This window comes from Sandaracinaceae bacterium (assembly GCA_016706685.1).
In the GTDB taxonomy this organism is placed as follows: domain Bacteria; phylum Myxococcota_A; class Polyangia; order Polyangiales; family Houyiibacteriaceae; genus JADJJE01.
In genome coordinates this window covers 40,755-62,793 of sequence record JADJJE010000014.1, presented here as the reverse complement: position 1 = coordinate 62,793, position 22,039 = coordinate 40,755, and the positions used below count along the sequence as shown (strand labels likewise).

Below are 22,039 nucleotides of genomic sequence, written 5' to 3'. Positions count from 1 at the left end.
CAGCCTCAGCTCTTCAGCTTGTACCCCGTCATGATCATGTAGCGCACCACCCCCGCGCACACGACCAAGAAGCCCAGGATCATGCCGAGACTCACGCCCACGCCCACGTCGGACACCCCGAAGAAGCTGTAGCGGAAGCCGCTGATCAAGTAGACCACCGGGTTCACGAGCGCGACCTTCTGCCAGAAGGGCGGGAGCATGTCGATGGAATAGAAGCTGCCCCCCAGGAAGGTGAGCGGCGTGACCACCATGAGCGGGATGACCTGCAGCTGCTCGAAGCTGTCGGCCCACAGGCCGATCAAGAAGCCGAAGAGGCTGAAGGTGACCGACGTGAGCACCAGGAAGCCCAGCATCAAGAGGGGGTGCTGAACCTCGTAGTCCACGAAGAGCCGCGCCGTGACCAGGATGAGCGTGCCCACCATGACGGACTTGGTGGCGGCGGCGCCCACGTAGCCGAACACGATCTCCACGAAGGAGACGGGCGCGGAGAGCACCTCGTAGATGGTGCCCGACCACTTGGGCATGTAGATGCCGAAGGACGCGTTGCTGATGCTCTCACTGAGCAGCGACAGCATGACCAGGCCGGGGATGATGAAGGCGCCGTAGGGCACGCCATCCACCTCACCCATGCGCGAGCCGATGGCGGCACCGAACACCACGAAGTAGAGCGAGGTGGAGAGCACGGGCGACGCGATGCTCTGCATGAGCGTGCGGAAGGTACGGGCCATCTCGAAGCGGTAGATGGCGGCGATGGCGTGGCGGTTCATGCTTCCTCCCGGACCAGGCGGACGAAGATCTCCTCGAGCGAGCTCTCGCTCGACTGGAGACTCTTGAAGTCGATGCCGTGCTCGTGCAGGCGGCGCAGCAAGGGCGCGATGCCGGTCTCGTCACGCTGCGCGTCGAAGGTGAAGACCAGCGCATGACCGTCGCCCACCAGCTCGAGTGCGTACTCGGCCAGGTCCGCAGGGATGCCCTCGAGCGGCTGCTGCAGCTCGAGGCGCAGCTGCTTGGTTCCCAGCTTGTCCATGAGCGTGCGCGTGTCCTCCACCAGGATGAGCTTCCCACCGCGGATGACGCCCACGCGGTCGGCCATCTCCTCGGCCTCTTCGATGTAGTGCGTGGTGAGGATGATGGTGACGCCCTGGTCGCGCAGGCGCCGGACCAGCTCCCACATGTCGCGGCGCAGCTCCACGTCCACGCCGGCCGAGGGCTCGTCCAGGAACAGGATGGTGGGCTCGTGGCTGAGCGCCTTGGCGATCATGACGCGGCGCTTCATGCCGCCCGAGAGCGTCTTGATCTTGGCGTCGCGCTTGTCCCAGAGCGACAGGTCTCGGAGGATGCGCTCGATGAGCGCGGGGTCCCTGGGCTTGCCGAACAGCCCGCGGCTGAACGTGACGGTGGCCCAGACGGACTCGAACGCGTCGGTGGCCAGCTCTTGGGGCACCAGCCCGATCTTGGCGCGCGCCTCACGGAAGTCCGTGGCGATGTCGTGGCCGTCCGCCGTGACCTTCCCCACGCTGGGCTTCACGATGCCGCACACGATGCCGATGAGCGTGGTCTTGCCCGCGCCGTTGGGCCCCAGCAGCGCGAAGATCTCTCCGCGCTGGATGTCCAGGTTCACGTCGTCGAGGGCGCGCAGACCAGACGCGTAGGTCTTGCCGAGCCCGCTGATGGAGAGGATGGTCTGGGGGGACATGGGCGGAGGATCCTGGTGCGCGGGGGCTCAGTCCGCAAGACCCAGACCCAGCTTGTTTGCCAGCGCACGCAAGGGCCGGTGCTGCCACAGTCGCTCCACGTCGAAGAACGCGACAAACGCCACAAAGGTGAGTGGATAGACGAAGCCGATGGCCATCAGCAGCAGCACCCCGACATGGAACCCCCACATGGCGATGGCCCATGGGCGACCGATGCGACGAAACAATGCGAGCGGCGCGCCCAGCTCCAGCAGCAGGCTGCCGATGGCCATCGTCGCGAAGAAGCGCGGGTGGTCGAGCAGCAGCGCACCCAGCGGGGAGTGCATGTCGCCCAGCTCGATCTTGCGCGCGTTGTCGAACGCCACCAGGTTGCGCAGCGTGTCGCCCTCGATGAAGTGCAGCCCGCCGTTGCGCAGCTTGGCGATGCCCGCGAGGAGATACGTGGCGGCGGCGAGTGCCACCATGAGACGCGGGGCCCAGCCATAGCGCGGGTGCGGGACTACCGGGGCCTGTCCGCGCGCGTCCAGCGAGAGGGCGTGCGCCGCGGGCGAGCAGGCCAGCACCAGCACGTGCGCCAGGTACAGGTTGTCCGTGTGGAGGATCATCCCCCAGCTGTTGGTGTAGCTGAGCACCCAGGTGAGCAAGAGCCCGTGGAGCGGCGCGAGGACGCGGTGCCGGTAGCCCAGCCAGAAGGTCACGCTGGTGACGATGGTGAGCGCCACCAGGGCGCGGTGGATGTCCGGCGGCAGCGGGGAGGAGAGGAGCGACACGGGGCCCACCGGCACGAAGCGCGTGGCGTCGGTCAGCGCGTAGCTCAGCAAGTGCGGCAGGCGGATGAGTAGGTAGATGAGCCCGTAGGTGCCCACTAGCGCCCTCAGGGTGGCGAGGCGGAGCGCGGGCGTGGCCGGCATGACGAAGCGGTCGAGGGCGCTCATCGCGGCACCGGGCAGCGGGCGTGAACGCGGCGAATGTAGGGATCCGGGGGAGCCTCGTCGAAGTAGGCCACGGCGTCGAAGGCGATGGTCTCGACCTCCACGTCTTGCTGCTGTGCGAGGTCTGCTCGAGCCGCCACCCGCGCCGCGATCTCGGTGCACAGCGCACGCGCGCGCCCCGCTTGGACGGCGAGCTCGATGGTGCGCATGGACTGCAGCGGCTCGCTGGTGTCGGCGCTCACGCGTGGCGGCAGAGGCGTGCGCTCACCCTGCGCGTCCACTCCCACGGCGTGCGTGAGCGTCATGCGTCGCGGGCGCTCGTGCGAGAACATGGGGAACGTGCTGAGCGGGAAGCTGTCCTCGTCCGGGTGGCGCAGCAGCGGCGAGAGCACCAGCCCAAGCGCCAGCAACGAGACGACGTACGCGAGAGCGCGCTCCTTCGGCGAGGCGAGGGTCATGAGCTACTTCGAGGGCGGGGCCACGATGGACTCCCCGCGCCGCAGCCGCTTGATGCGCTCGATGGTCTCGGGGGTGGCCGCCTCCACCAGGAGGGCGCGCGTGGACTCCACCCACTCGAAGCGTTGCTCGAAGGAGAGGGCCGAGAACACGCGGATCTGCTCGGCGGACACGGTGTAGACGTAGCCCTTGGGCGGTGTGCTCATGCGTCCCTCGTGACGAGCTGCTCGAGATGGGCGAGGTCCGCCAGGTCTTGTGCGACGGCGCTGTTCAGCTCGCGCTGCGCAGGGCCACGTGTTGGGGAAACGCCAGCGCGTAGAGGTCGGCCAGGGGCTCTTCGCTCGCGTCGCGCCCGAGGGCGCGCTCGAGGTCACGGCCGATGGGCGGCATGGCCGCGTTGCGCTCCTTGCGAGGCAGCGAATCGGCCTGCACGCGGTCCCAGGTGAGCTCGAGACCGTGCTCGAGGTCCGGGCCGTGGCCCACCCGCTCGCCGAACTCGCGGGCGCGCTCGGAGCCGAGCGAGCGCAGCGCGTGGGCGATGAGCTCACCCACCAGGTCGCGGCCCATGGGCAGGTTGCGCGACATGCCGGCGAGGCTCTCCTCCCGCGTGTGCGGTTTCGCCAGCTCGAGGTGCAGGTCCACGAGCACCGAGGGGTACATCGGGATCGGGATGTGCGCCGGGCCGTTGCTGTGCTCGGTGGGCATGAGCGCCGCCCAGGTCTCGAGCACGTGCTGCGCGCGCCGGTTGAGCGCGGCCCACGGGTCACGCAGCGCGTGGAAGCGCTTGAGCTCGTCGAGCGGCGCCTGGTGCGCCTTGTCGAAGTAGTAGGGGCAGTGGAACGACCAGTAGATGGCGAAGTCCCACCACAGCTTGGCCCCGTAGATGCGCGAGTGTGGGAAGACCTTGCTGTTGCCGCACAGGGTGCGGTCCATGTCCCGCGCCCAGTTCAGGTAGAAGCGGTCGAACTCCTGCACCAGCTCCTCGGTGAGCGTGCCCTCCAGCTGCTCGCGCAACATCCGCGTGGTGATGGTGTTGCTGAGCCCGATGAAGTCGTTGCCCATGCTGTAGAGCGGGTCGATGAACAGGCCGGCCTCGCCCACGCAGCTCCAGCCCTCGTTCGAGAAGCACTGCGTGCTGCGGTAGGAGTAGTTGTTGTAGGCGAGGAAGTCCTCGAACACGCGCTCCTCGATGGCCTTGGCCACGGCCGGCTCGAAGCGCTCGAGCCACGCGCGCATGCGCTCCTCGTTGTTGAAGTCGGTGAGCTTGTGGTGCAGCGAGTCGGCCACCACGCCCACGCTGGTGAGCCCCGTGGAGAGCGGGATGAGCCACACCCAGTAGCCCGTGCCCATGAGGTGGCTGGTGGAGAGCCAGCGGTTGTCGTCCACGTCGCGCGCGTGCCAGGCCGTCTCGCTCTTGGGCACCAGATCGCCGGGCCCGAGGCGACCCTTGATGCGGAACCACGCGGCGTGCGCCACCTTGTCGGCGGGGATGCGCAGATCGCGCTGCTTCTGGATGCGCCGCGTGCGGCCGCTGGCGTCCGTCACCCAGTGGCAGCTGAACTCGGCCTCGGTGCCGTCGGCGTGCTTGAACGCCACGCGGTTGAGCTCGCCCGGCGGCGTGAGCGTCACTTCGCCCACGAAGGCACCCTCGATCAGGGTGGCGCCGGCCTCTTCGACCATGGCCGCATGTCGGTCTCGATGAGCCCGCGGTCGATCTGGTAGCTGTGCAGGACCGGGAACTCGGTGGGCCCGATCTCGGTGCGCGTGTGCAGCGGCTCGCGGCCGTCTCCTCCGAAGAAGCGCAGGCCATTCTTGAAGAGGTGGTTCTTTTCGAGGTAGTCCGCGAGGCCCAGCACCTTCGAGTAGTAGTGCGAACCCAGCTCGACGGCGGACTCACCCACTTTGTGACACGCCATGGGCAGCGGCCGGGCCATGCGCTCGATGACGGCGACGCGCGCCGAGGGCAGCGCCGCACGCACTTGCAGGGCCAGGGCGAGGCCCGCAAGGCCTCCACCGCAGATGACGAGGTCGAAGTCGGCTTGGGAGGGGCTCGCTGTGGGGGTCATATGGGGACCACAACGTAATGTGGCCGGAGGGCGGCTGCAATCTCCGGGGGTGTGACCCGGGTCAACGCTCCTGGGAGCCCTCGATGACGTGCTCCGTCACGGCCGTCCGGGACCGGGAGTGAGACCCACGGGGATCATGTCGCTCCCCCCTGGGAACGAGTAGCGCACGATCTTCCACACCGTGGTGCCGAACTGCCGCGTCAGCGAACCCGTGTTGTAGGGCAGCCCGTAGCGGACGGCCAGCGCGCGCACGCGCGGCGATACCTCCGGGTAGCGATTGCTGCACATGTCCGGAAAGAGGTGGTGCTCGATCTGGTGCGAGAGGTTTCCGGAGAGGATGTGGAACAGCTTGCCGCCGCCGATGTTCGCGGACCCCAGCAGCTGCCGGATGTACCACTGGGCGCGCGTCTCGCCGTCCACCTGGGCGGCGGTGAAGGTGTGCACGCCGGCCGGGAAGTGGCCGCAGAAGATGATCATGAACGCCCAGATGTTGCGGATGATGTTGGCGATGGCGTTGGCACCCGCCACCAAGCCGAAGACCAGCAGGGGCGAGAAGTCGACGAACGCGGAGATCGGCAGCGCCACCAGCAGCCCCGCGAGCGGCCACATGACGTAGTCCTTGAGGGCCTGCCGGCCCATCTTGCGGAAGATGTGGCGCATGAGCGGCCGGACCTCTTCCGGCGTCTTGCGCTTCTCGGCCACGTCGATGAGCGCCTGCTCGTGCAGCGCGACGCCTTCCTCGAACAGCAGCATCAACAGGAAGGCGTATAGGGGCTGAGCCAGGAACTTCGGCTGCCAGGGCTGCGCTGGCGTCACGCGCAGGATGCCGTAGCCAACGTCGAGATCCTTGTCGATGACGTTGGTCCAGGTGTGGTGCACCACGTTGTGCGAGTGCATCCAGCGGTCGGAGGGGCTCATGTTGTCCCACTCCCAGGTGTTGGACTGGATCTCCGGGTCCTTCATCCAGTCCCACTGCGCTTGCAGCACGTTGTGGGCGATCTCCATGTTCTCGAGGATCTTCGCGATGCCCAGCATGAAGGTGCCCAGCCCCATCACCGCCAGGGAAGCCCCCCAGCCAGCGAAGGCATGACCCCACGCGGGCAGCAAGAACAGCGCGGCATAGATCAGCACGCGGCCGCTGAGGGCCAGGCTGCGTTGCGTCTTGATCAGCCGCAGGATGTAGCGACGGTCACGTTCCCCGCGCGAGTCCATGACCTCGTCGCGGATGGCATCCAGCTCTCGGCCGAACTCGTCGATCTGTGCGGGCGTGAGGGAGATGGGCAGGGGGTTCGCGCTCATGGTGTCGTCCTCATCGAATCAAAGGTCCAGCTCGCAGTCACCGGCAGCGGCGCAGACGCAGGGCTGCACGATGGTGCCGGCTTCGTGGATCACCTGGCCGTTGCGCAGGTCGCGCACGCAACCGGACAGCAGCGTGGTGTCGCAGGCGTGGCAGATGCCCATGCGGCAGCCGTGCGCGGGGTTCATGCCGGCGTCTTCGGCCACACGCAGCAAGGGGGTGACCGAGGTGGCCTGCGCGGTGACGCCGGCCTTGCGGAAGAAGACCGCGCCACCCACCGCGCCGTCGGGCACCAAGGCATATGCGGCCTGAAAGCGCTCCACGTGCAGGTGACGCGCAAGGCCCGCCTCCGCGTAGAGCTCTTCCACCGAGGAGAGCAACCCCTGTGGACCACACGCGTAGCACTCGCGGGTGCGCCAATCCGGGCAGAGCTCCTCGAGCTGCGCGGCGCTGAAGTGGCGCTCCACCCGACGTTCCTCCCCGAGCTCGCGGGTGTACACCGGCTTGAACTGGTAGCGCGGATGCTCTTCGGTGAGCTTCTCGATCTCCTTGCCGAAGATCACGTCGAACGCATGCGGTGCGTAGTGGATGTGCACCGCATCCGGCAGGCGCTCCTGCGCGATCAGGCTGCGCACCATGCTCATCGCCGGCGTGATCCCGCTTCCGGCCGTGATGAACAGCGGCTTCACCGGCTGTGCGTCGGGCAGGTAGAAGTCCCCCTGTGGCAGGCCGATGGGGAGGTAGTCGCCAGGCTGCAGATCACGCACGAGGTTCCGCGAGATGCGCCCGCCGTCGACCACCTTCACGGTGATGGTGAAGCAGCCATCCGGGCGCTCGGGCGCAGACGAGATGGTGTAGGTCCGCGTGTAGTGGCGGCCACCCACCGCAAAGCCCAGGCGCACGTGCTGGCCGGCACGATGGCCGCGCCAGTTCAGACCCGGCCGCAGCGTGATGGTGCGGGCGTCGCGGGTCTCGTCCCACACCGACACCACGCGCGCCTGCAGCTGGTGACTGGTCCACAAGGGGTTGACCAGCTCCACGTAGTGCGAGGTGCGCAGCGGATAGGCGAACAGATCGGTGATGCGTGAGATGACGGAGAGCAGGGAACGCGGGGGCGGCGCGTCGGGTCGGCCGTGGGTCACATCGAACTCCCTGCTTCCGGGTGGGAAGCACTCTGTCGTCGGGCTTTGTCGTGGTGCGTCACCGCAGGGAGCCCGCCATGGTCACCCCAGGGCCGGCTACGGCGCAAGGCCGTTGCGAGACCCTACGCGCGGCGCGCCCTGCGTCGGCGACTGCGGAGCAACACGAGGGCAGCCAACGTGAGACCCACGATCGAACTCCGATCTCGAGCGCCTGTTCCGCCAACAGCGCAGAGCCCCTTCGACTCCTGGGGCATCGTCGTCATGCCGGCGTCGGAGTCGGGATAGGGAGTGCCCCCGTCCGGTGGGCAGCTCAGGGTGACCTGCACCGAGGGTGTCACGACCTCGGTGCCGTCGGGGAGGAGGCCGCGCATCGCGATGGTGTGGGAGCCCTCCTCGACGCCCGTCAGCATGTCGCCGCAGCGCGCGAACACGCGATCGACGCCGCGCCCCACCCAGGAAGATCCGAAGAGCTGCGACTGGGACGAGTACGAGTTGAACGGCGAGAGCGTCACGACGGGCAAGAACACAATCCCATCGACGAGCGTTTCGTAGACGAACGTATCGCCCCAGGGCGCTGCCCCGGATGCGAGCGCGAGCGTCACCGACGCGTAACTCGTTCGAACCGGCTCGTCGCACGACCCTGCTGTGGTCGCCTGCGGAACCGTGCCGGATGGCGTGACGTCGACGCCGATGGTTCCGAGCTCGGTCGGGAGGGGCACCGCGCTCGTGACCGTCCAGCTTCGAAGGTCGGCGAGCTCGAGCGTCCCCGCGTCCGGTGACGACTCGTTGCATCGGTCGGCGGCTCGCAGCGTGAGCGTGGCGCCGACCGGTAGGGTGTCCGAGGTGCGCACGGCGACACGGTGGAAGGGTCCGATGGTTTGGTCCTGCACCGAAGTGGGCGCGTCGGCCGGGGCGCCTCCGAGAGGCGTGATTCGGAGCGACGGCGGCGGGAACGGCTCGGCGAGCGTGCCGCCGCCGGGATTCAGGAAGACGCCGCCGGCGTTGGCGGGCAGCGTCGCGGTGGCCGGGTGCCCGGAGGGCGCACTGCACAACACCCCGGAGCATGCGAGCACCACGGACGGGGAGCCTGCGAGCGCGTACGGAAACGCAAAGGCGGCGACGAGCAACGAGGCGTTTCTCATGAGCGGTCCCTCTCGAATGCCGCGCCGTGCGCGGGCACGAGGTGAAACATAGCATGGCTCGGACACCCACCTCGTCCGCTCGATAAGCCGGCAGCGCGACGCCTCCGCGCCGTGCGTCACTGCGCGATGTGGTCCCGTTGCGCGACCACGTCGGCCATCTCGCAGGGCACGCGGACGCCTCCGCCGAGCCCCTGGGTGGTGAGCTGATCGGCGAAGTCGTCGCCCACGGCCTCTTGGAAGAAGCTGCCGGCGTACTGCATGCAGTGACCGTCCGGGAAGCGCGCGATGACGATGGCGTTGATGCTCCGATTCGTCACGATGCCGGTCGCACGATGGCGGCCCACCGACCAGTCTGCCGACACCACCTCGAGCGTGAGGAAGGTCTCGACGTAGCCGCGCCCGTCGGCATAGGTGCGGAGCACGGACATGGCGTCATCGGCGTGCTGGGCCACCTCCGAGCCGGGTGACCAATCGCGCTGGAGCGCGCGGCCGTTGCTCTCGTAGCGCGACAGCAGCGTCTCGGGCGAGAGGTCGACGGCCTCCTCTTCTTCGCCGCCGGACGTCTCGTCGCTCTCGGTCTCGGACGACGCGGCAGAGCCTCCGCCGCAGCCGAGGGCAGCCATCACACAAAGCATCAGAAAGAGTCGCTTGGTCGTCTTCATCTTGATCGTCACTCCAGGGAGGTTGAGCTTCGAAATATCGGGAGCGGGCGTCCGCAGGGCCATAGGAATAATTCCGGTGACTGCGCGGGGAAGGAACGAGTGACGCATACTCGGCACCACCGATGACCGTCACCGCCAGCGTACCCGCCGCGCTACGTGCCTCGCCTCCCCCGGGCTTCGAGGACGTCATGAGAGAGACGCTGCGCCGCCGCATCGAGCTGGCGGCGTACGTGCTGATCGCGATCTTGACCGTGGGATGGATCATCGGCCGCATCGTGCTGGCGGGCCGGCCGGAGAACGCCGTGGGGGCGCGCTGGATACCGGTGCAGATGGGGATAGGCCTCGCGACGGCGGCGACCATGCGCTACCTGCCCGCGGCACGAAGGCACCCGAGCGTGGTGGTCGGCTTTTTCCTCATCCCGCTGGCCTCGTCGGTGGCCATCCACCTCGGCTCGCTCGGAGGCTTCGACGGCCCCTACTTCTACGCCGCGTATCTCTTCCCACCGGTGACCACCATCATGCCCTGCCGCATTCATGCGCGGGTCTTCCTGGCGGTGGTGCCGCCGCTCGCGTTCGCGCTCACCTACCTGGTGGCGTTCCCACACTACTTTTCCTACCCGATGATCCACATCCCGCTGGTCTCGCTCACGGCCGACGTGGTGATCAGCATCATCCTCGGCCACGCGGGCTACCAGACCACCATGGAGCGCTACGCGCTCGCCATGGAGCTCGAGCGCCGGGTGCTCGACGAGGCCCGGGAGGCGGAGCGGCGGTCCATCGCGCGCGAGCTGCACGACGACCTCGCGCAGCTCACCACCGCGGCCCGCATGGAGGCGAAGAGCCTCGAGCATCGGGCGGCCCAGGGCCGCGTCGTCGGGGGTGACATCGACTACCTGCAGGAGCTCCTGGGCTCCCTCGACCTCTCCTCGCGACGCATCATCAGCACCCTGCGGGAGGCCCCCGAGGACGCGTCGCTCGCGGCGCGACTCGAGCGCCTGTGCATCCTGCTCGAGCGGGGCGCGTCGGTGCGCTGCGTCCGCCGCATTGCCCCGATTGCCGTGTCCCCCGAGCAAGGCGAGGTGATCTACCGCGTGGTGCAGGAGGCGCTCACCAACGCACTGAAGCATGCATCGGCCACCACCGTGGAGGTGAGCGTCTACGACGAGGACGAGCACCTCGTGGTGCGCGTCATCGACGACGGCAAGGGCTTCGACGTGGCCAGCCGGAAGGCGGGGTTCGGGCTCTTGGGCATGCACGAGCGCGTCGAGTCGGTGGGCGGCGTGATCGCGGTGGAATCCGGACCGGGCGGCTCGACGATCGCGGCGCAGCTACCTGTGAGGAGGTCGCGCGGTGTCTGAGCCTCCGCAGCCCATTCGCGTGCTGGTGGCGGATGACCACCCCATCGTCGCCGAGGGGGTGCGTCGCTACTTGGCGCCCCACGCGGGGATCGAGGTGGTGGGCACGCTGGGTACAGTGGACGCGCTGTTGGTGGCGCTACGCCACACGCCGCGCGTCCACGTGGTGGTCCTCGACGTGCAGATCCCTGGCATGGAGGGCGCGGGCACCGTCCGCGAGGTGCGAGCGCGCGGGCCTCAGGTGGTGCTCTTCACGCACCAGGTCCCGGACGACTACGTGGCCCGCATGGTCCGCGCGGGTGCGCGCGGGTACGTGTCCAAGTCGGACTCCGTGACGGACCTCTTGGACGCGATCCTGGCCGTGTGCGCGGACAAGGAGTGGATCAGCGACTCGCTGCGCGCGCTCGCCAACCGAGTGGGTGACCTGTCTGCGCCGCACGAGTCGCTGACGGAGCGCGAGAACGCGGTCTTCGAGCTCCTGGTGGACGGGAAGATCCCGAAAGAGATTGGCTTCGAGCTCTCCCTCGCGCCGAGCACGGTCTACGCTCACGTGGAGAAGGTGAAGGCCAAGCTGGGCGCCGCAACGCTGGTGGATGTGGTGCGCTACGCCGAGCGCTGGGGACTTCGTCGCTAGGCGAGTGGACTGCAACCTCGCGAGCGGACAGCGCAGCCCGCGACCCCGTGGCACAGTGACCCCATGGCATCGAGCACGTCATCGCGGGGCCCCGTCTGTCTCTTGGCCCTAGCGCTGTCGCCCACGTTGGGGGCGGGCTGCGGCGCGTCGGCGCCTCCCGAGGACCACCACGCCGAACCCACGCAGCATGGCCGCCCGCAGCATGGCCACCCGCAGCACGGCCACCAGCACCACTTCGACGACCCCGCGGCCTACGCTGCGGCGTGGGAGAGCCCCGAGCGGGACGCCTGGCAGCAACCGGCGGTGCTCGTGGCCAACATGGGCATCGAGCCGGGCATGCGTGTGGCCGACGTGGGCACGGGCACGGGCTACTTGCTTCGCTACCTGAGCGAGGCGGCCGGCCCGAGCGGACACGTGTATGCCATCGACGTGGAGCGCTCCATGGTGGACTGGGTGGCCGAGCGCGCCCGCACGAGCGGATGGAGCAACGTGGAGCCGCTGCTCGCGCCCACCACCGGCCCCGGTGTGCCGGACGGCTCGCTCGACCGCGCCGTGATGGTGAACGTCTTCCACCACATCGAGCACCGCGGGCTCTACGCACAGAACCTCCTCCGTGCGCTGGCCCCGGGTGGATCCGTGCTGATCGTGGAGACGCGCCTGGACGCTCCCGACGGCCCGCCGATGCACTTTCGCATGCCGCCCGAGCGCGTGATGGAGGCGCTGGAGGGCGCTGGGTTCGAGGTGGCGCTGTCGCCCTATGGCAACAGCCGGCAGTACGCGGTGGTCGGCACCCGGCCGGGCGGCTAGAGGCCTGCCCCGCCCCGGCGATTGATCCACCTCACCGTCAGCTACTCCGAGGAGTGCCAAGAAGTGCCCGCCCCGGCGGCATGGACGCTCGCCGCAGGGCACGCTATGAACCGGGTCACCCCCTCCTCAGGAGAGTTTCCTTCATGCCCAAGGTCGACGTCGCCATCCTCGGTGGTGGCCTGGCTGGTAACCTGCTTGCCCTCCAGCTGCGCAAGCACACGCCCGGTGTCTCGGTAGCGGTCTTCGAGAAGTCCACCACGCGTGGCTACAAAGTGGGCGAGTCCACGGTGGAGGTGGCCACGCACTACCTCATCCGCCGCATGGGGCTGTCCACGTACACCTACAAGGAGCACCTGCCCAAGAACGGCCTGCGCTTCTTCTTCGACACGCCCGAGCGCGACTCGGAGCTCACGGAGATGAGCGAGATCGGCGTCGATTCTCTACCCCCGTACCCCAGCTTCCAGCTGGACCGCGCGCGCCTCGAACGTGACCTCATCGAGATGAACCGCGCGGCCGGCGTGGACCTGCACATGCCGGCCGAGGTGTCGGATCTCGAGCTGGCGAGCGACGGCGGACCGCACCGCTTCCGCGTGACCGAGGACCAGGCCGGCTCGCCCGCGCAGAGCCAGTGGGAGGCGCGCTGGGTGGTGGACACCACCGGTCGTCCCGGGCTGATCGCCAAGGCACGCGACCTGCGCATCCCCGAGCCCAGCCACCATATCGCCGCTAGCTGGGCGCGCATGACCGACGTGCTGGACATGGACGCCATCGACGCGCCGGCGTGGCAGAAGCGCGCGCGCTGGACGAGCCGCATGCTCTCCACCACGCACTTCATGTACCCGGGCTACTGGATCTGGTTCATCCCGCTGCGCGAGGGCATCACGTCCGTGGGCATCGTGTGCGACAAGAGTCAGTGGGACCGCGGCATGGCCCGCGAGGAGGGCTTCCGCGCCTTCATCAACAAGCACAAGGCCACCGCCAAGATGATCGAGAACGCGAAGATGATCGACATCGGCGCGTACAACCAGCTGGCCTACCGCACCAAGCGCTTCTACTCCGGCGCCGAGCGCTGGGCGTGCGTGGGCGACGCGGGCGCCTTCACCGACCCGTTCTACAGCCCGGGCAGCGACTTCATCGCGCTGGGGAACGACTTCACGGCGGACCTCATCACGCGCGACTTCAAGGGAGAGACCACGGAGGCCGTGCACTCGCGCTCGGACCTCTACGACGCGTTCATCAAGTATCGCTTCGAGACCACGATGGCGATCTACGACCAGATGTACGAGACCTTCGGGAGCTACGACCTCTTCCGGGCCAAGATCTTCTTCGACACGGCGCTGTACTACAACCTCATCTTCGACGCGTACGTGTCGGACCTGCACCTCGACGAGAAGTGGCTGCGCGGGGAGCTGCGCCGCAAGGAGTGGGGCATCCAGACCATGCAGAATTTCCGCGCGCTCTTCCGGGGCGCCGCGAAGGAGCTGCACGCGCGCGGTGACTATTTCAAGGGCAACCAAGGCAAGCACTCGCTGGACGGGCGCTCCACCTTCGGCGTGCTCGAGCCCGTGGGCCAGATGCGCAAGCGCCGTCAGGTGAACGCGCGCAGCGAAGAGGTCTTCGCCAAGACGCAGACCATGCTGCGCGAGCTGTTCGGCGGGAAGGCCGACTTCCTGGACGAGATGTTGAAGGGCGAGCGCGACCTGTTCGACGCCTGGACGCAGCTCGGGACCGAAGACGAATGAGCGCGCGCTCGGACGCGCAGCGCGTGGTCGTCACGGGGATGGGCGCCACGACTCCCATCGGCAACTCGGTGGAAGAGTCGGTGGCCGGCCTGCGCGCCATGCGCAGCGGCATCCGCTTCATGCCCGAGTGGGACAAGGTGACCGACATGCTGGGGCGGCTGGGCGCCACCGTCGAGGGGCTCGACTTCGAGGCGCTCTACTCGCGCAAGAAGCGCCGCACCATGGGCCGCGTGGCCATGCTGGCGGTGCACGCGGCAGAGCAGGCCGTCACGCAGGCTGGTCTCGGCGCCGAGGAGCTGCGCTCGCCCCGCGTGGGGGTGGCCTTCGGCAGCACCAGCGGCTCGGGCAGCGAGACCGAAGCGTTCAGCATGCCGCTGGTCACCAACAACAACATGAAGGGCCTCGAGTCCAACTCGTACTTCCGGCTCATGACGCACACCTGCGCCGTGAACGTGGGCCACGTGTTCCGCGTGCAGGGCCGGGTGGAGTCCACGTGCAGCGCGTGCACCAGCAGCTCGCAGGCCATCGGCCGGGGCTACGAGCTCATCCGCGCGGGCGTGCAAGACATCATGATCTGCGGCGGCGCCGAAGAGATGCACTACATGAGCGGCGTCACCTTCGACCTGCTGATGGCCACCAGCCACAAGTACAACGACCGCCCGGGTGAGTCGCCGCGGCCTTTCGACAAGGCGCGTGACGGCCTGGTCATCGGCGAAGGCGGCGGCGCGCTGGTGCTGGAGTCGCTGGCTTCGGCCAAGGCGCGCGGGGCACACATCCTGGCCGAGGTGCTGGGCTACGCCAGCAACTGCGACGGCGCGCACCTCACGGCGCCCGACAAGCGCGGCATGCAGCGCGTGATGGAGCTGGCCCTGGCCGACTCGGGGGTGGCGTCAGGCGACGTGGACTACGTGTGCGCGCACGGGACCGGGACCGACATCGGCGACGTGGCGGAGAGCCAGGCCACCTGGGACGTGTTCCAGCGCGCCGTGCCGTTTGCGTCGCTCAAGGGCTACGTGGGGCACACGCTGGGCGCGTGCGGCGCCATCGAGGCGGCCTGGTGCCTGGCCATGATGCGCGACGGCTTCATGGCCGCGAACAAGAACCTCACCGAGGTGGACCCGGCCTGCGCGCAGGGGCTCGACTACGTGACCAGCGTGCGCGAGGAGCGCCCGCGCATCGTGATGACCAACAACTTCGCGTTCGGCGGCATCAACACGTCCATCTTGCTGGGGCCCGCCCCCGTGAGCGAGGCGGTGAGCGCGTGAGCGAGGGCAACGCGCTCGCGGCGCGGACGCCCGCCGGCGAGACGCCCGTGGGGCCGGGGAAGCAAACACGGCGCTCGGGTGCGCGCTTCTGGCAGGCGATCCGCACGGTGGCCACGTTCGTGTCGTTCGGCATGTTCTTCACGGGCAGCATCTTGCTGGGCCTGCTGTTCGTCCCGCTCTTCCTTCCGCTGGTGCTCTTCAACGTGAAGCGCTACCGGGCGCTCTGCACGGCCTTCGTAGCCCGCGGCTTCGGCGCGTACTTCTTCTGGTTGAAGCTCATCCAGCTGGTCACCTACGAGATGCCCGTGCCGCCCAAGGGGCTCGAGGGGCGGCCTTACGTGGTGGTGGCCAACCACCCCACCATGATCGACGTGCCCTTCATGCTGCACTCGTTCCCGCGCCTGACCAGCATGGTGAAGTGGGAGTGGTACAACTTCGGGCCGTTTGCGCTGGTGCTGCGCTCCACCAACTACATCCCCGCCGACGGCGCGCCTGCGAAAGACGGCGACGACACCGAGACCCCCGCGCTCGACCGCATGGTGGCGCACGTGCAGGCCGGGCACCCGCTGGTCTGCTTCCCCGAGGGCTCGCGTTCGTTCCGCCACGGGCTGCGCCGGTTTCGCCGGGGCCCCTTCGAGACCGCCGTGCGGGCGAAGGTGCCCATCGTGTCGGTCTTCGTGGACGTAAACCGGCCCATCCTGGACCGCACGCATCACTTCTGGCAGGTGCCCGAAGGCAAGACGCACTTTCGCTTCGAGGTGCGCGAGGTCATCGAGACCGACCCGGCCCTGGGCGGCATCAGCGACCCCGAGCTGCTGCGAACGCGCGTGCGCGACGACCTGGCTGCCTGCTGGGCGGGCTGCATCGAGCGGCGTGAGGTGCTGCGGCTGGCCGAGAGCACCGGCGGCTGAGCCTCGGTCGCGTGGCCGCGCTCAGGCGAAGACCAGGGTGCCCCGCGTGCACTCGAGGTCTCCGTTGAAGAGGCCGAAGGTGACCTTGTCGCCAGCGCGGGTGAGCGTGAGCGTGAGCGCGTCACCGGGCCGCAGCGCCTGCATGAACTTGAGGCGCTTCACCGAGCCGATGGCGCCGAGCTCGGGCCAAGCACGGCGCGCCTGAGTCTCGGCGAGGGGACCCAGCTGCGCCACGCCGGGGACAATGGGGTCGTGCGGGAAGTGCCCGTCGAAGTAGCGCAGCGTGGCGGGGACACCCACGGAGACGCGCACGCTGGTGTCTGCCGCTTCCCAGCTCAGCTCCCCGAACTCGAACTCGCTGTCGAACATGCCGGGATGCTGCGGGGCGAACGCCGCATGGGCAAGCGGTTCGTGACCGTCGCGATGCCCGACGAGCGCCCGAGACAGACGAGGGCTGTGGCTTGCACTCGCGTGGCGAGCACGCCATTCTGGCGCGGTTGTCCGAACGTGGGGAGCACGAGTCTATGAGTCGCTACTGGTTGCTCGCGGTCCTGATGGTTGGAGGAGTGGGGTGCGGCGGAGACCCGACCCCCGGGCCCGACGCGGGCGCCTGCGGCTCAGCCTGCGAAGACGGGCTGTTCTGCAATGGGGTGGAAACATGCGACCCGGAGCACCCGGACGCCGATGAGGACGGGTGCGTTGCCGCGCGTCCGGCTTGCACGGGAGAGTGCGATGAGGACGCGGACGAGTGCGTCCTGACGTGCGAGACGGACGCAGACAGCGACGGGATCGTGTCCATCGAGTGTGGTGGAAGCGACTGCGACGACATGGACTCCGCGCGCTTCCCCGGTGCAACCGACGTTTGTGACACCCGTGGCGTGGACGAGGATTGCGACTTCTGCACCGTGGGGGACGCCGACTCCGACGGGGATGGCTTCAACGCCAGCACGTGCGGCAACATCTATCGTGGCCCCGCGCCTTCGTGCGGGACGAGAGTGCGGGTGCTGCCGGGCGAGGTGGTGGGCGGTGACTGCGATGACACCGAGAGCGGGGTGAGCCCGAACGTCGCCGAGGTTCCCTGCAACCTGATCGACGACGACTGCGACGGCGCTGTCGACGAGGGCGGACGCATCCCGTACTGGCCGGACTCCGACATGGATGGGTATGGAAACCCGAACGGCACGCCGCGCGAAGACTGCTCGCGGCCTCCGGGCTACTCGGACGACAACCTCGACTGCGATGACTCGCGGTCGTCGGTGAACCCCGCGCGCGGCGAGGACTGTGACGGCCTCGACAACAACTGCAACGGCGACACCGACGAGGGGTTTGCTCGCATCACGTACTACCGTGACGTCGACGGAGATGACTACGGCGTCATGGGCGACTCCATCGAGGCCTGCATGGAGCCTGCGGGCTACGCGCCGCAGCGCGGGCTGTACGACTGCGACGACTCGACGGCGACGGTGAACCCTGGGCGAGCCGAGTCCTGCAACGCGGTGGACGACGACTGCAATGGGCTGCGTGACTTTGCGATCGCGGGGTCTGGCGGTGAGGACGACGACCTCGACGGGTACCCCGACATCGCCTGCCCAGGCGGCGGCGGCACCGACTGCGATGACGCGCGCGCGGACGTCTTCCCGTCTGCCGCAGAGCTGTGTGACGGGCGGAACAACGACTGCGACGGCTCGACCGACGAGGGCAGCGGCCCGGACGTGCACTGTGGCGGAGCACCGAACGTGGTGCCGGCGAGCGCCACCTGCACGGGCGCTGCGGCGTGTTCGGCGACCTGCGCAACCGGGTTCGACGACTGCGACAACGTCTCGACGCCGACCAATGGATGTGAGGTCGACCTCCGCATCACCGCAGCGCACTGCGGCGCTTGTGGGTTTGCGTGTGGGACAAGTCTCGTGTGTAGTGAGAGCGCGTGCCGAACCGAGACGGGACCGCAGCGCATCGCGACGGCGTACGAACCCACCTTCCGGTTGAGCGGCAGCCACGGCTTCACCTGCGTGATCCGGGCCGGAGCGGTCCACTGCTGGGGGCGCTTCCGGCAGACCGCCACGCCGGTCGCGGGCATCGTCGGGGCCGTCGAGATCCGCGGCAATCTCGTCGTCACCAGCGCCGGGCGCGCATATCGAATCGAGGCGAGCGCGGACGGAACGTACCTCGCGACCGACCTCGGCCGCACCGATGTACGTCACGGCGTGGCGGCCTGGGACGGGTCGAGTGGGTGGAATCACTACGTGCTGACGACCGCTGGCGCGCTCGTCCAGATCGGCACCATGACCCGCACGATCACCAACGTGACCACGGCCATCCAGCTCGGTAGCAGTGGTGCTCAGGTCTGCGCGCTGCTCGCGACGGGCAGCCGGGTCTGTTGGTCTTCGCACACCAGCGCGACGCCGACACTGACAACCACGGTTGCACCGTTTCGCTGGTTGGACGACAAGGGCTGCGGGCTACGCCCCACGGGCGAAATGGTGTGCGGAAGCACCGTGACGGGCTACACCGGCGGAGCACAAGGGTCTGAGCGTTGTGCGGTGACAGGCGGCGGCGAGGTGCTCTGTGTCGGCGCCAACGGTTCGGGGGAGGTGGGCGATGGCACGACCACGAACAGGTCCTCGCCCGTTGCCGTGGTGGGCCTCGATGATGCCGTCCAGGTTGCTTCGGGTCCCACCTGGGCATGCGCACTCGACGCGAGCGACGACGTCTCGTGTTGGGGCTCGTTCTACTTCACGGGCGGGGGTACGAGCCCAATTCGTGCGACTGCGGTCGAGGTTCCGCTGACGGGCATCACTCACATCTCCCCTTCGAACTTCGTCACTGCGGGCGGACGCGTCTACCACATCTCCTCCACGGTGATCGAGAGCGGCGCGGACGGAGCCACCGATGTGCTCTCGCTGGCAGCGGGCGGGGTCTGCCACCGCACCACTGGAGGCGGAGTGCGCTGCCAAGGTGGCGACGACCAAGGTCAGCTCGGCAACGGTGAACCGCGAACACTGTCCAGCGGATGGGTGAACGTCTCCGGCCTGGCGTCGGGTGTCACGACACTGGTTGGGTCCTCGAACGCCCGGGGCGCGCTCACCAGCGGCGGCACGGTCTACCGCTGGGGTAGCCGTGAGTTCGGCAGCTCCTGCTGCGACGGCGTGGCGGCCCCGGAGTCCATCATCACGGGTGCGCAGCAGCTGGTCGAGGCATACGACGTCGCCTGCGCGCGCGTGTCCGGCTCGGCCAGCTGCTGGGGTCGCGTCAACGACCCCATGAACGGGGTCTCCTACACCACGACGCCCATCACACTGACGATGCCCACGGGCATCACCGATCTCGCGCTGCGCAGCGGTGGCGGTGTCGCGATCGTGGGCGGCGGAGCGGTCGTCACCTGGGGCAACGACGGGGCTGGTCTCTTGGGGAACGGGCCCGGGAGCGCCGCAGGTGTGGTCACCATCCCCGGTCTGACGGCCACGCGTGTGTTCGGAGACCCGTCGGGGGTGACGGAGACGGTCTGCGCCCTCCGCACGGACAACCGACTGGTGTGCTGGGGCCTCAATCGCCAAGGCGAGGTGGGTGATGGGACGAGCGCACCTCGCGAGAGCCCAACGCTGGTCACCGCGCTCCCAGCGGGCCTCACCATCCAAGACGTTGTGTTGGGAAACGGGGGCGCGTGCGCGTTGCTGGCCGGCGGGACGGCCCGCTGCTGGGGCCACGGCGACTTCGGGGTCCCGCATGCCGTGCGAACCACGACTCCCGTCGCAGTGCTGGGTCTACCGTGAGCCACGCTCTCTCCACGGCCTCGAGTCTCGCGGTCGCCTCGTTGTTGGCAGGCCTCCTGGCAGCGGGCTGCGCGCCGCCCACGGTGGCCACGGCCACGCCGGAGCAGCTGGCCAACGCGTACCCCACTGTGCTGCAGCCGCCCTCCGCGCTGGGCCCAGACTTCATGATGGAGCAGGAGGTCACCATGACCCACGCCGAGGGTGAGAACACCTTCCGCGCCATCTTGCAGAAGCGCGGCGACGAGCTGGTGCTGCTGGGCCTCGCCCCGCACGGCGGGCGCGCGTTCGTGCTCACCCAGCGTGGCGACGAGATCACCTTCGAGAGCTTCATGCCGGAGGAGCTGCCCTTCCCGCCGCGCTACATCCTGCACGACATCCACCGCACGTGGTTCCAGGGCGCGGGCAGCGCCGAGCCTGATGCTGCGGGTTGGCGCGAGGTGGAGCGCGACGGCGAGCGCGTGCGCGAGCACGTGGGCCCGAGCGGCGTGACCGAGCGGCGCTTCGAGCGGCTGGACGGCGCGCCCGCGGGCGCGATCGTGGTGCGCTATGGCGAGGGGCTCGCTGCGGGCGCTCCGCACACGGCGCGCCCTCCCGACGAGACCACGTTCGAGAACGGCTGGTTCGGCTACACGGGCCGGGTGCGCACGCTGAGCTGGGAAGCGCTCTGAGAGAGCTGTTACGCTAGCGCTCCATGGGCACCGAACGAACCGACCTGGTCGCGTCGAGCGCAGGGCGCCTCTCCGACCTGCCGCAGGAGCCGGGGCTTCCGTACTTCGGGATTGTGCTGAGCCTCAAGCCCGAGCGTGCGCATCTCGACCTGGAGGCGATAGCCCTGCGTCACGGTCGCAACTTCGGATATCGATTTCTCGGGCGGCCCGGAATCGGCATCGTGGACGCAGAGGTCGCGCGCAGCGTTTTCCAGGACCGGCCCGACGCGATCCGTCGATTCATGGCGATCGAAGAGGAGCTGGGCGCGATCGGTCTTCTCGGCGTCTTCGCCGCCGAGGGGAAGGACTGGCGCCGGCAACGGCGGCTGATCAATCCGAGTTTTCACGCCGCCCACCTCGATTCGTTCGCCGAAGCGATCGAGCGCGTGACGGCGCGCTTCTCGGATCACTTGAGCCACGCCGCCGCGAGAGGCGACGTGCTCGATGTCGTCGCGGAGCTCATGCGCTACACGGTCGACATCACCACGAGCGTCGCCTTCGGACGCGACTTCGACTCGATTGGCGCCGGTGACGGGACGCTGCAGAAGCAGCTGGGAGAGGTCTTCCGCGGAATCAATCGTCGGCTCTTCTCGCCGATTCGCTACTGGAGGTACCTCCCGTTCCTGGATCGGTCGTTCAACCGCGCGGTGACCGAGATGCACGCGTTCATGAAGACGTTGGTCGAGGAGCGACGCGCGGAATTGCACGACTCGCCGCCCGCCCCCGGCCACCGCTCGAGGACCCTGCTCGAATCGATGATTCGCGCGCATGACGAAGAGGGAGCCGAGCATCCGCTCACGGACGACGAGATCATCGCCAACGTGTTCACGGTCCTGCTCGCAGGAGAGGATACGACTGCGAACACCGTCGCTTGGGCGCTGCACTACCTCGCGACACGTCCCGACGTGTTCGCGCATGCGCGCGCGGAGGTCGACGCCGCGCTCGGCGACGCGCTCGTGCCGACGCTCGAACAGGCGAAGCACTTCCAGTACATCGACGCGATCGTCCACGAAAGTCTGCGACTGCGTTCACCTGCGCCGTTCGCGGGGCTCGAGACGACGCGAGACACCGTCATCGGAGGCGTCATGGTGCCGAAGGGCGCGATGGTGTCGGTCTTGACCCGCCTCATCTCGACGTCGCCCGCGAACTTCGGCGACCCCGATTCGTTCCGACCCGAGCGTTGGCTCTCACACGCTCCGGAAGACACACGCCCCCACAACCCTCGTGCCTTGATGGCCTTTGGCTCGGGCCCACGCGTCTGTCCTGGTCGCGGGCTCGCGCTGCTCGAAGCGGCGATGGTGCTCGCCATGATCGTGCGCCGCTTCGACCTCGAGGCGGTCGACCCTGCCAGCGTCCGAGAGGTGCTCGCGTTCACCATGCAACCGGAAGGCGTGCGTGTTCGGTTTCACGAGCGGAAAGTTCTCATTCGAGTCCCCAAGGAGAGCTGAGCTATCCTG

At 68.5% G+C, this 22,039-nt stretch carries 21 protein-coding genes; 9 read left to right on the top strand and 12 right to left on the bottom strand.

The window, feature by feature from the left end:
• Window positions 1-5: 5 nt before the first annotated feature.
• The 11 genes from IPI43_17945 to IPI43_17895 form a co-directional block, all read right to left on the bottom strand.
• Entirely contained in the window at window positions 6-767 is a 762-nt protein-coding gene (locus tag IPI43_17945; GenBank protein MBK7775983.1) for an ABC transporter permease, read from the bottom strand.
• Window positions 764-1,696 (bottom strand): ABC transporter ATP-binding protein, encoded by a 933-nt coding sequence (locus IPI43_17940; GenBank protein ID MBK7775982.1) that lies wholly within the window; start codon window positions 1,694-1,696, stop codon window positions 764-766. Before IPI43_17940 ends, IPI43_17945 begins: the two co-directional genes overlap by 4 nt.
• 27 nt (window positions 1,697-1,723) lie before the next feature.
• Window positions 1,724-2,629, bottom strand: a complete 906-nt coding sequence (locus tag IPI43_17935; protein ID MBK7775981.1) for an HTTM domain-containing protein — start codon at window positions 2,627-2,629, stop codon at window positions 1,724-1,726.
• Window positions 2,626-3,084: a hypothetical protein gene (locus IPI43_17930; GenBank protein MBK7775980.1), complete on the bottom strand. Its 459-nt coding sequence runs from the start codon at window positions 3,082-3,084 to the stop codon at window positions 2,626-2,628. The genes IPI43_17935 and IPI43_17930 overlap by 4 nt, the downstream gene beginning before the upstream one ends.
• 3 nt (window positions 3,085-3,087) lie before the next feature.
• The gene (locus tag IPI43_17925) at window positions 3,088-3,288 is read right to left on the bottom strand and encodes a hypothetical protein (protein MBK7775979.1); all 201 of its coding nucleotides are present in this window, start codon (window positions 3,286-3,288) and stop codon (window positions 3,088-3,090) included.
• 64 nt (window positions 3,289-3,352) lie between these two features.
• Window positions 3,353-4,762 (bottom strand): hypothetical protein, encoded by a 1,410-nt coding sequence (locus tag IPI43_17920; protein MBK7775978.1) that lies wholly within the window; start codon window positions 4,760-4,762, stop codon window positions 3,353-3,355.
• The gene (locus tag IPI43_17915) at window positions 4,735-5,148 is read right to left on the bottom strand and encodes a tryptophan 7-halogenase (GenBank protein ID MBK7775977.1); all 414 of its coding nucleotides are present in this window, start codon (window positions 5,146-5,148) and stop codon (window positions 4,735-4,737) included. The genes IPI43_17920 and IPI43_17915 overlap by 28 nt, the downstream gene beginning before the upstream one ends.
• 96 nt (window positions 5,149-5,244) lie before the next feature.
• Window positions 5,245-6,447: an acyl-CoA desaturase gene (locus IPI43_17910; GenBank protein MBK7775976.1), complete on the bottom strand. Its 1,203-nt coding sequence runs from the start codon at window positions 6,445-6,447 to the stop codon at window positions 5,245-5,247.
• Between the two features lie 18 nt (window positions 6,448-6,465).
• Window positions 6,466-7,548, bottom strand: coding sequence for a ferredoxin reductase (locus tag IPI43_17905; protein ID MBK7775975.1), 1,083 nt, complete (start codon window positions 7,546-7,548; stop codon window positions 6,466-6,468).
• 161 nt (window positions 7,549-7,709) lie between these two features.
• Complete coding sequence (locus IPI43_17900) at window positions 7,710-8,729, bottom strand: hypothetical protein (GenBank protein ID MBK7775974.1); 1,020 nt, start codon at window positions 8,727-8,729, stop codon at window positions 7,710-7,712.
• A gap of 116 nt (window positions 8,730-8,845) precedes the next feature.
• Complete coding sequence (locus tag IPI43_17895; protein ID MBK7775973.1) at window positions 8,846-9,352, bottom strand: hypothetical protein; 507 nt, start codon at window positions 9,350-9,352, stop codon at window positions 8,846-8,848.
• A gap of 161 nt (window positions 9,353-9,513) precedes the next feature.
• On the opposite strand from IPI43_17895, the gene IPI43_17890 reads away from it, so the two are divergent.
• From IPI43_17890 to IPI43_17865, 6 genes are all read left to right on the top strand, one after another.
• Window positions 9,514-10,749 carry a sensor histidine kinase gene (locus IPI43_17890; GenBank protein MBK7775972.1) on the top strand — a complete coding sequence of 412 codons (1,236 nt, stop codon included), beginning with the start codon at window positions 9,514-9,516 and terminating at the stop codon, window positions 10,747-10,749.
• A complete protein-coding gene (locus tag IPI43_17885; GenBank protein ID MBK7775971.1) occupies window positions 10,742-11,380 on the top strand; it encodes a response regulator transcription factor in 639 nt (212 codons plus the stop codon). The genes IPI43_17890 and IPI43_17885 overlap by 8 nt, the downstream gene beginning before the upstream one ends.
• A gap of 63 nt (window positions 11,381-11,443) precedes the next feature.
• A complete protein-coding gene (locus IPI43_17880) occupies window positions 11,444-12,187 on the top strand; it encodes a methyltransferase domain-containing protein (GenBank protein ID MBK7775970.1) in 744 nt (247 codons plus the stop codon).
• 143 nt (window positions 12,188-12,330) lie between these two features.
• On the top strand, window positions 12,331-13,929 hold the full coding sequence (locus IPI43_17875; protein ID MBK7775969.1) for a tryptophan 7-halogenase: 1,599 nt from the start codon (window positions 12,331-12,333) through the stop codon (window positions 13,927-13,929).
• Window positions 13,926-15,194: a beta-ketoacyl-ACP synthase gene (locus IPI43_17870; protein ID MBK7775968.1), complete on the top strand. Its 1,269-nt coding sequence runs from the start codon at window positions 13,926-13,928 to the stop codon at window positions 15,192-15,194. The genes IPI43_17875 and IPI43_17870 overlap by 4 nt, the downstream gene beginning before the upstream one ends.
• Window positions 15,191-16,105: a 1-acyl-sn-glycerol-3-phosphate acyltransferase gene (locus tag IPI43_17865; GenBank protein ID MBK7775967.1), complete on the top strand. Its 915-nt coding sequence runs from the start codon at window positions 15,191-15,193 to the stop codon at window positions 16,103-16,105. Before IPI43_17870 ends, IPI43_17865 begins: the two co-directional genes overlap by 4 nt.
• Before the next feature lie 21 nt (window positions 16,106-16,126).
• On the opposite strand, the gene IPI43_17860 is transcribed toward IPI43_17865, so the two are convergent.
• The gene (locus IPI43_17860; protein MBK7775966.1) at window positions 16,127-16,474 is read right to left on the bottom strand and encodes a hypothetical protein; all 348 of its coding nucleotides are present in this window, start codon (window positions 16,472-16,474) and stop codon (window positions 16,127-16,129) included.
• Between the two features lie 422 nt (window positions 16,475-16,896).
• On the opposite strand from IPI43_17860, the gene IPI43_17855 reads away from it, so the two are divergent.
• The 3 genes from IPI43_17855 to IPI43_17845 are packed head-to-tail and all read left to right on the top strand — an operon-like array spanning window position 16,897 to window position 22,030.
• On the top strand, window positions 16,897-19,875 hold the full coding sequence (locus tag IPI43_17855; GenBank protein ID MBK7775965.1) for a hypothetical protein: 2,979 nt from the start codon (window positions 16,897-16,899) through the stop codon (window positions 19,873-19,875).
• Window positions 19,872-20,543: a DUF3261 domain-containing protein gene (locus tag IPI43_17850; protein ID MBK7775964.1), complete on the top strand. Its 672-nt coding sequence runs from the start codon at window positions 19,872-19,874 to the stop codon at window positions 20,541-20,543. The genes IPI43_17855 and IPI43_17850 overlap by 4 nt, the downstream gene beginning before the upstream one ends.
• A gap of 23 nt (window positions 20,544-20,566) precedes the next feature.
• Window positions 20,567-22,030 carry a cytochrome P450 gene (locus tag IPI43_17845; protein MBK7775963.1) on the top strand — a complete coding sequence of 488 codons (1,464 nt, stop codon included), beginning with the start codon at window positions 20,567-20,569 and terminating at the stop codon, window positions 22,028-22,030.
• Window positions 22,031-22,039 lie beyond the last annotated feature (9 nt).